A 7,366-nucleotide genomic window follows, 5' to 3' on the forward strand; every position below is an offset into this window, starting at 1 on the left:
CGAGTAGATGATCATCGCGCCGCCGACGCCCCACAGCCCCATCACGATCAGGGCAGGTTTCGACCATGCCGGGTCGACCAGCCACCCGGGACCTGCAATGCCGATGGCATCCAGCAGGCCGTTGATCAGTCCGAACTGCGGGTCGAACAGCCACAGCCACAGTACGGAAGACGCCACAACCGGAACGATGCTGGGCAGGTAAAAAATCGTCCGGTACAAAGCTATTCCCTTAACCTTCATGTTCAGCAGCAGCGCCAGAGCCACGCCGAAGACGATGCCGAGCGGAACCGAAAATAACGTATAGTACATCGTGTTGGTAATCGATTTCCAGAATAACGGGTCTTTGAATAACTGCACAAAATTATCCAACCCTACCCAAACGGGCGAACTGACCACATCGTAGGTCGTAAAGCTGTAGTACAGGGATAGCAGAAACGGCAGCAGCGAAAAAGCGGCAAACCCTGCCAGCCAGGGTGAAACGAACAGCAGACCGTTCCGAAGATTCACTTTTGCGATTTTGCTCATGGATCCCCTAGACGAACGGACCTGAACAGACGGTTGAACCTCTGCACTCGAACGGGACAAGCAGACACCTCCTAGCCGATTTTTTGCGGATTTAGCAGATTCCCCCTCCTTTGACAGCGTTTTCTTAAACGTGCAAGCCTATTTTATAAAGGGACGCTCTCGCTGTATTTATAAAAAACTTCACAAGTTTTACGATTATCGCTGAACATTTTCCGAAGACAGCCTTCGACTTCTCACCCGCCCCTTCTTCGCTGCTCTTTCCTCCAAGCGGTGGGAGACATTCCCGTCTGTTTTTGAAACCTAGGCGGAGAAGGCATGAATATTGGGGAATCCGACCCCGCTCGCGATTTGCTGAACCGTCTTGTCGGAGAAGGTAAGCAGCATTTTGGCCTCGGACATCCGGTACTGCTGTAGATATTGCTTGGGTGAGAGACCGTAAGTCTTTTTGAAACAGGAGCGCAGCCCGCTCTCCGACATGCGGATCATCCGCGCCAGATCGGTCACCCTCATTTCTTTGTCCAGGTTGGTGCGGATATACTCGGCAATGGCATCCAAGGTAATTCTGGAATCCTGTTGTTCGATGCGGTCCAATAAAAACAGCATAAATAACTCGACCCACGTTTTTAACAACCGGTTAAACAGCTGATTCGGACGGACGGAGGTCATGTGGAGCCACACGCTGAACAACTTCTCAAAACGCTCCAATGCATAATGGGCCAGGGGAAACAGGTGCAGCGATTCTTCATTTGTCATTTGAAAAAATAACCGTTCGAGCTCATGCGACAAATGGTCAACCTGCAGGACGGCGAAGCGGATCGGTGTAACGGAGCTGTAGTCGTGGGGTACGCCTGGGGTAATCAGGATGACGTCCCCCTCCTGAATCGAAAAGACCTGGTCTTCAGCATAGAACACACCTCGTCCGAAAGTGACCACGCAGATTTCGAAATGGGGATGCACATGCGTGCCCATTTTCCATCCGGAAGGGTACGTTACGAGATCGGTGTACAGTGAAGATCTATCCAATACGAATATCCCACCTTCCATAATTTGAAGTTGTTGGTTCGAAGTTCATTAACATTATACTGAGGCGGGAATGTCGGATAACCGCAAAAAAACTCCTCGATGGACAGACCCTATACGGGCCGCCTCAGCGAGGAGTTTAATAAGTGTGCATAGTATACGATTGAAAAGAAGCTATAATTGTTCCGCTCTATGGCTGCAGATAGATCCGAATGGAGGAAATCTGCGGACACCACCGGGACTCCCGGATTTGAAGCCGGATATAACGGCTCTTGACGGCGGGAAAACGGCAGATCCGCTTGTGGCCGATAACCGTACCCGCATATGCTGTTTTCCACGTGTCCCCATCCAGATACTCGAGTTCAAAGCGCTCAACCCGCTGGCTGTACCGGTATTCCTGCAGCACGATGTGGTCAAAGGAGGTCTCCCTCTGCAGATCCAGCGTGAGCGACGCCTGCTCCGTGCCTTCGGGCGGCGCCCAGTACGTGTCCGGTTGTCCGTCAAGAACATGGTCTGCTTGATGGCCTTCTGCCTGGACGGATGCCTCCACCGCAGCCCCTGCAGCCAAGTCGGTGCCAAACGTGCTGCGGATCCGGTCCCCCAGCTCCTGCAGGCGCTGGACGTCCCGCTCATGAATGAGGCCGCGCCGGTCCGGCGGAAGGTTAAGAAGGAACGTCGCGTTGCCGCCGACCGATCCATAATATACGTTCATCAGCTCATCCAGCGACTTGACCTTGTCATCTTCGGAGGCGTGGTAGAACCAGCCCGGACGGATCGACGTGTTGACCTCCGCCGGGTACCAGACCAGATCCTGCTCGTGTTCGATGACCGCCCGGCTGCCCAGGTCCTCGTCCTCCGACCGGTAGCTCCGGGCAAACGCCGGATCGTCTTCCTGCTGCGATTTCGCCTGGATCTTCTCGTTATCCCGCAGCGACGCAGGCACGACGCTCCACTCCGATTCCCGGCAGTGGCCGGCTTCGTTGCCGCACCAGCGGATATCCGGACCGCAGACCGAAATCGCCGCCTCCGGCTGCAGCTCGCGGATCAGCGCGTAGTAAGCGTCCCAGTCGTACACCTGGCGCTTGCCGTTCGGCCCTTCACCGCAGGCGCCGTCGAACCAGACGCAGAACACGTCGCCATAATTGGTCAGCAGCTCTCTCAGCTGATTGGTAAAATATTCGTTATACGCCGGCGAATCGCCGTATGTAGGCTCATGCCGGTCCCAGGGGGACAGGTAAATGCCAAAGCGGATCCCTTCCTCCGGCACGCCTCCGACACTTCCCGGACCACATCGCCCTGCCCGTCCTTCCACGGGCTGTTCTTGACCGAGTGCTCCGTATACCGGCTCGGCCAGAGGCAGAAACCGTCGTGGTGCTTGCAGGTCAGAATCACCCGGATCCTCCTTCCGTCCCCCCACTCCCGGTCCGTAAACGTATTGACCGTAAAATGAATGAACGCGTAGAACTCCATCTCCTGCACGGCCAGCTGCCGTTCGGTCGGCTGAACCTGTGCGGCGTAGCGGATCCTTTCGGTCGTTACCATCATGAAATGCCCTCCATCCTGGTTTTGATTACAGGTATGCATACCTTGTTCTCCTTGTAAAAGCCGGATACCTGCTTTACACCTCAGATATCCGGCTGCCGTCCCTTATTTCTTTAACGCTTTTTGGTAGATCGCCAAGTATTGATCCAGCTGCAATCCCTTAAAGCCGGCGATGTAGCTGTCCCAATCCTTGTCGATGTCTTTGTTGCCCGTCACGAACTGCGCCAGGCTCGATTTCACATAATCAGTCAGCGACTTCTGCATTTGCGCAACCGTCATGGCGTCCGCCGGGTCAATGAACGTATCCGCAGGATAGACGACTTCCGGCTTGGCGAAAGGCTCGTATTTTTTGGCTGCCAGCCATAAGCGGTATTCATAGGCACCGTTGCCCAGCGGATCGCTTGGAGCGGCAAAGGATTCGCGGATGGAGTTGAGCATTTGCATCGTGCCGAGCTGCCACCAGAAATTGTCCAGCGCCGTTTCCCCGTTCGCGGACGGAGCCTTCGGAACCACTTCATACTTCGCCGGTTTGCCGTTGTAATCCAGCTTGCCGCTGTCGGCTTTTTCCAGCCTTCACCTTCAAAGCCCCAGGAGGTCATGACCGTTCCCTCTTCGGACCAGAGATAATCCGCCAGTTTGATGGCAGCGACCTGCTCCTCTTTCGTCGCCTTGTTCGTGATCACGAACGATCCGTCGCCCGCGCCAATGCTGTAGCCTGTCAGCTGGACTCCATTTGGTCCTTTCAGCGGCGGAACGACGTCGTAATCTTTATGTCTCGGGTTCGAGTCGTCCACGCTGAAGGCACTGCTAAGCAGCGCGTAACCTACGGTGCCCACGGCGGCGTCCGGCTTGTTGGCCAGCTGCTTCACCGCATCGTTGTTCTGCGTAAAAACGGCTTTATCCATCAAGCCTTCGGCAAACAGCTTCCGCAAATACTTCAGGCCTTCCTTCCATTCGGGCTGCGCCGGTGAATAGATGACCTGGCCGTCTTTGATGCTTAAGTAATCCGAGGTGTTGTCATAGATAAAAGCGTTCATCAGGAACGAATCCACGCCGCCTCCCCATACGCCATCGGACGAGGTGGTGAACGGAATTTCGTCGGCTTTGCCGTTGCCGTTCGGGTCTTTCTCCTTAAATGCCTTCAGCACGTTGTAAAACTCATCGGTCGTCGTCGGCATCGACAGGCCCAGCTTCTCCAGCCAGGAAGTATTGATCCACATCCGCTGCCCATAGGTGCAGTGCAGACATTCGTTCAGCTTCGGCAGCGCGTAAATTTTGCCGTCCGGGGCGACCATGCCCTGCTTCAGGTAAGACACGTCCTCCATCGCCTTTTTAATGTTGGGGGCGTACTGGTCGATCAGATCGTTCAGCGGGATGAAGGCTCCCTGCTGGCCGTATTTGATCTGGTCCGCTTTGGATATGCCCGCGTTCATGATGACGGCCGGGTAGTCGCCGCTCGCCAGAAGCAGCAGCTTTTTGTCGCTGAAGCCGGCGTCCGGCACCGTGCTCCAATTAAACTTGATGCCGAGCTTGTCCTCGATGTACTTGGAGAACTTGTTAACGTCCATGTTTTCGATCCCCGCCTGCTGCGGCGCGAATACCGACAGCTCCACCGGTTTACTGGGATCCGAGGCGGCAGCCCCAGCGTCATTCTGCTCCTGCTTGGAGCCTCCGCATGCCGACAGCAGAAGGGATAATACCAACAACACGCTTAAGCTGATAAATGCCCGTTTTTTCAAAGAAACTCCTCCTTTGCTTAAATGGCTCATATCCATGCCCCCTTACAAATGACCACTTCAAAACATCCTGCAGCGTTAACCCGGTCACACCCCCCTTACGGAATTCCGTTCACCGCCATCATCCCTTCAGCGATCCGATCATGACTCCTTTAACAAAATGCTTCTGGACAAACGGATAAATGATCAGCACCGGCGCGCTGGAGACGACGATAAGCGAATATTTCAGCAAATCCTTCAGCCCCTGCTGCACGAGCAGGCTGTTCACATTGGTCATCATGTCGGAATTTTCCGAGTTCAGGATGAGAATGTTCCGCAGGAAGATTTGCAGAGGGAACATGCTGTTGTCTTTCAGGTAAATGAGTGCATTAAAGTAAGCGTTCCAATGCCCGATGGCATACATCAGGAACAATACTGCAAGGATGGGCTTGGATAACGGCAGTACGACCTGCAGAAAAAATCTCATGTCGCTACACCCGTCCATTTCAGCAGCCTCGGCCAGCTCATCGGGAAGCGACTGGAAGAACGTCCTGGCGATAATGACCTGAAATACGGCCAGCGCGCCGGGGATGATCATAGCCCATCTCGTATTGACCATACCCAGGGATTTGACGAGCAGATAGTTCGGAATCAGCCCGCCGTCGAAAAACATCGTAAACACGATCAGCACCATAATCAGCCCGCGGCCGTAAAACGTTTTGCGTGCCAGCGGATAGGCCAGCATCACCGTGAACGAAACGTTAATGAGCGTACCCACGATCGAATAAAAGAGCGAATTGCCGAATCCGATCAAAATATCGGAATTTTGGAATACCGCCTTGTAGCCGACCAGGCTGAAATTCACGGGCCAGAGCCACACCTTCCCGGACGTCACCGCCGCCGGCGAGCTGAAGGATGCGCTCAGCACATGCAGCAATGGAAATAAAATGACGATCAGCACCAGCGATAAAAACAGGTAGACGATGCCCAGAAACAGCCGGTCCGCTACCGCTTCGCGTATTTTCGTTGATTGCACGCTTTCCGCACCTCCTACCATAAACTGTTGGACGAGATCTTTTTGGCGATGAAATTGACAAGGATCAGCAGCACAAAGTTAATGACCGAGTTGAACAGCCCGATCGCGGCCGAGAAGCTGAAATTGGCGCCCAGCAAGCCGATCTTATAGACGTAAGTCGAAATGACCTCCGACGTATTCAGGTTCAGCGGATTTTGCATTAAGTAGATCTTCTCGAAGCCCAGTCCCATGATCTGTCCCAGGTTCAGAATCAGCATAATGACGATGACCGGAACGAGGCTGGGAAGGTCGATATGGACAATTTTCTGAAACCGGGAAGCTCCGTCCACCTTGGCAGCCTCGTATAAATCGGGATTGACCCCGGACAGCGCCGCGATATAAATGATCGCCCCGTAGCCGGTGAATTGCCACACATCCGAGAGGACGTAAATCGTTTTGAAGTACCCCGCCTTGCCCATAAAATCGATCGGCTCCATCCCTAGCGACCTGAAGATGTTGCTGAGGAGCCCGACGTTTGGCGACAAGTTGACGATCAGAATCGAGACGATCACGACCGTTGATATGAAGTAAGGGGCATAGGTAATCATTTGGACTGATTTCTTGAACAAGCCGTTGCGAATTTCGTTCAGCGCCAGCGCCAGAATGATCGGCGCCGGAAATCCGATCGCCATGCCGTACAGCGAAATTTCGAGCGTGTTCTTAAAGTACTGCCAGAAGAACGGGGTATCGAACAGCTGCTTGAAGTACTTCAGCCCGGCCCAGGGGCTGCCGAGGATGCCTTGTACGACGTTGTACTCCTTAAATGCGATGATGACGCCGAACATCGGCACGTACTTGAAAATGACGATATAAAGCAGAGGGAGAAAGACGAGCAAATAAAACTGCCAGTGCTTTCTGATTTTCCGGCCGGCCTGTGACCCCGCCCTCTTCCGGCGGGCGGCCAATTCGGGGGGATGCGGTGAAGCCGCCTTGCTGCGAGTTGCTTCCATACCTGCCGACTCTCCTTTGCGCTTGAGTTGCCTTCATGTTATCGGCACGGCACGGATGCGTTCAATATACAACTTTCGCCCGGTCAACTTATTTCCGCCATGTTACTGAATCGGCGTTCCCATAGGAAAAATCTGAAGGGCTAAACCTTTTTCTCCGTGCAACTTTTTTCTTTCCGGCCTGGTCCATACCCAAAAAAATCCCGCAGGGATCTGTCCCGGCGGGATACGGCACCTTGAGGAACCGGCGCAAACGGCCTGTCAGAGAGCGGCTGAATCCCGCTCTGCCCGGGTGATGTGTTCACGGTATTCCCCCGGAGACAGGCCCACGATTTTTTTAAACATCCGACCAAACGAAATGACGTTCAAATATCCGACCTCTTCGGCGATTTCCTGCACGGCATGGTCCGTATTCTCAAGCAGCGTCCGCGCGCGGCCGATCCGAAGCTCGATCAGATAGTCCACGAACTTCTGCCCGGTTTCCTCCTTGAACAATTTGCTGAGCGTTTTGGAGGGAAGATCGAACCGTTCACTGAGAAAAT

At 54.1% G+C, this 7,366-nt stretch carries 5 protein-coding genes and 2 pseudogenes; all 7 read right to left on the reverse strand.

Annotation, left to right across the window (positions count from 1 at the left end; all coding sequences use genetic code 11):
• Positions 1–585 (reverse strand): carbohydrate ABC transporter permease (locus tag CPT76_RS37580; RefSeq protein WP_181152909.1); only part of this gene is annotated, 585 nt, incomplete at its 3' end.
• Between the two features lie 240 nt (positions 586–825).
• A complete protein-coding gene (locus CPT76_RS18280) occupies positions 826–1,548 on the reverse strand; it encodes a helix-turn-helix domain-containing protein (protein WP_181152910.1) in 723 nt (240 codons plus the stop codon).
• A 187-nt stretch (positions 1,549–1,735) separates the two neighbouring features.
• Positions 1,736–3,087, reverse strand: a pseudogene (locus CPT76_RS18285) (alpha-L-fucosidase).
• Positions 3,088–3,192: 105 nt separating this feature from the next.
• Positions 3,193–4,856, reverse strand: a pseudogene (locus CPT76_RS18290) (ABC transporter substrate-binding protein).
• Between the two features lie 88 nt (positions 4,857–4,944).
• Positions 4,945–5,859 (reverse strand): carbohydrate ABC transporter permease, encoded by a 915-nt coding sequence (locus CPT76_RS18295; RefSeq protein ID WP_374954661.1) that lies wholly within the window; start codon positions 5,857–5,859, stop codon positions 4,945–4,947.
• Positions 5,853–6,827 carry an ABC transporter permease gene (locus CPT76_RS18300; RefSeq protein ID WP_105443849.1) on the reverse strand — a complete coding sequence of 325 codons (975 nt, stop codon included), beginning with the start codon at positions 6,825–6,827 and terminating at the stop codon, positions 5,853–5,855. Before CPT76_RS18300 ends, CPT76_RS18295 begins: the two co-directional genes overlap by 7 nt.
• 258 nt (positions 6,828–7,085) lie before the next feature.
• Positions 7,086–7,366 (reverse strand): helix-turn-helix domain-containing protein (locus CPT76_RS18305; protein WP_146116346.1); only part of this gene is annotated, 281 nt, incomplete at its 5' end.

This window comes from Paenibacillus sp. AR247 (genome assembly GCF_002968895.1).
Classification (GTDB): Bacteria; Bacillota; Bacilli; order Paenibacillales; family Paenibacillaceae; genus Paenibacillus_AQ; species Paenibacillus_AQ favisporus.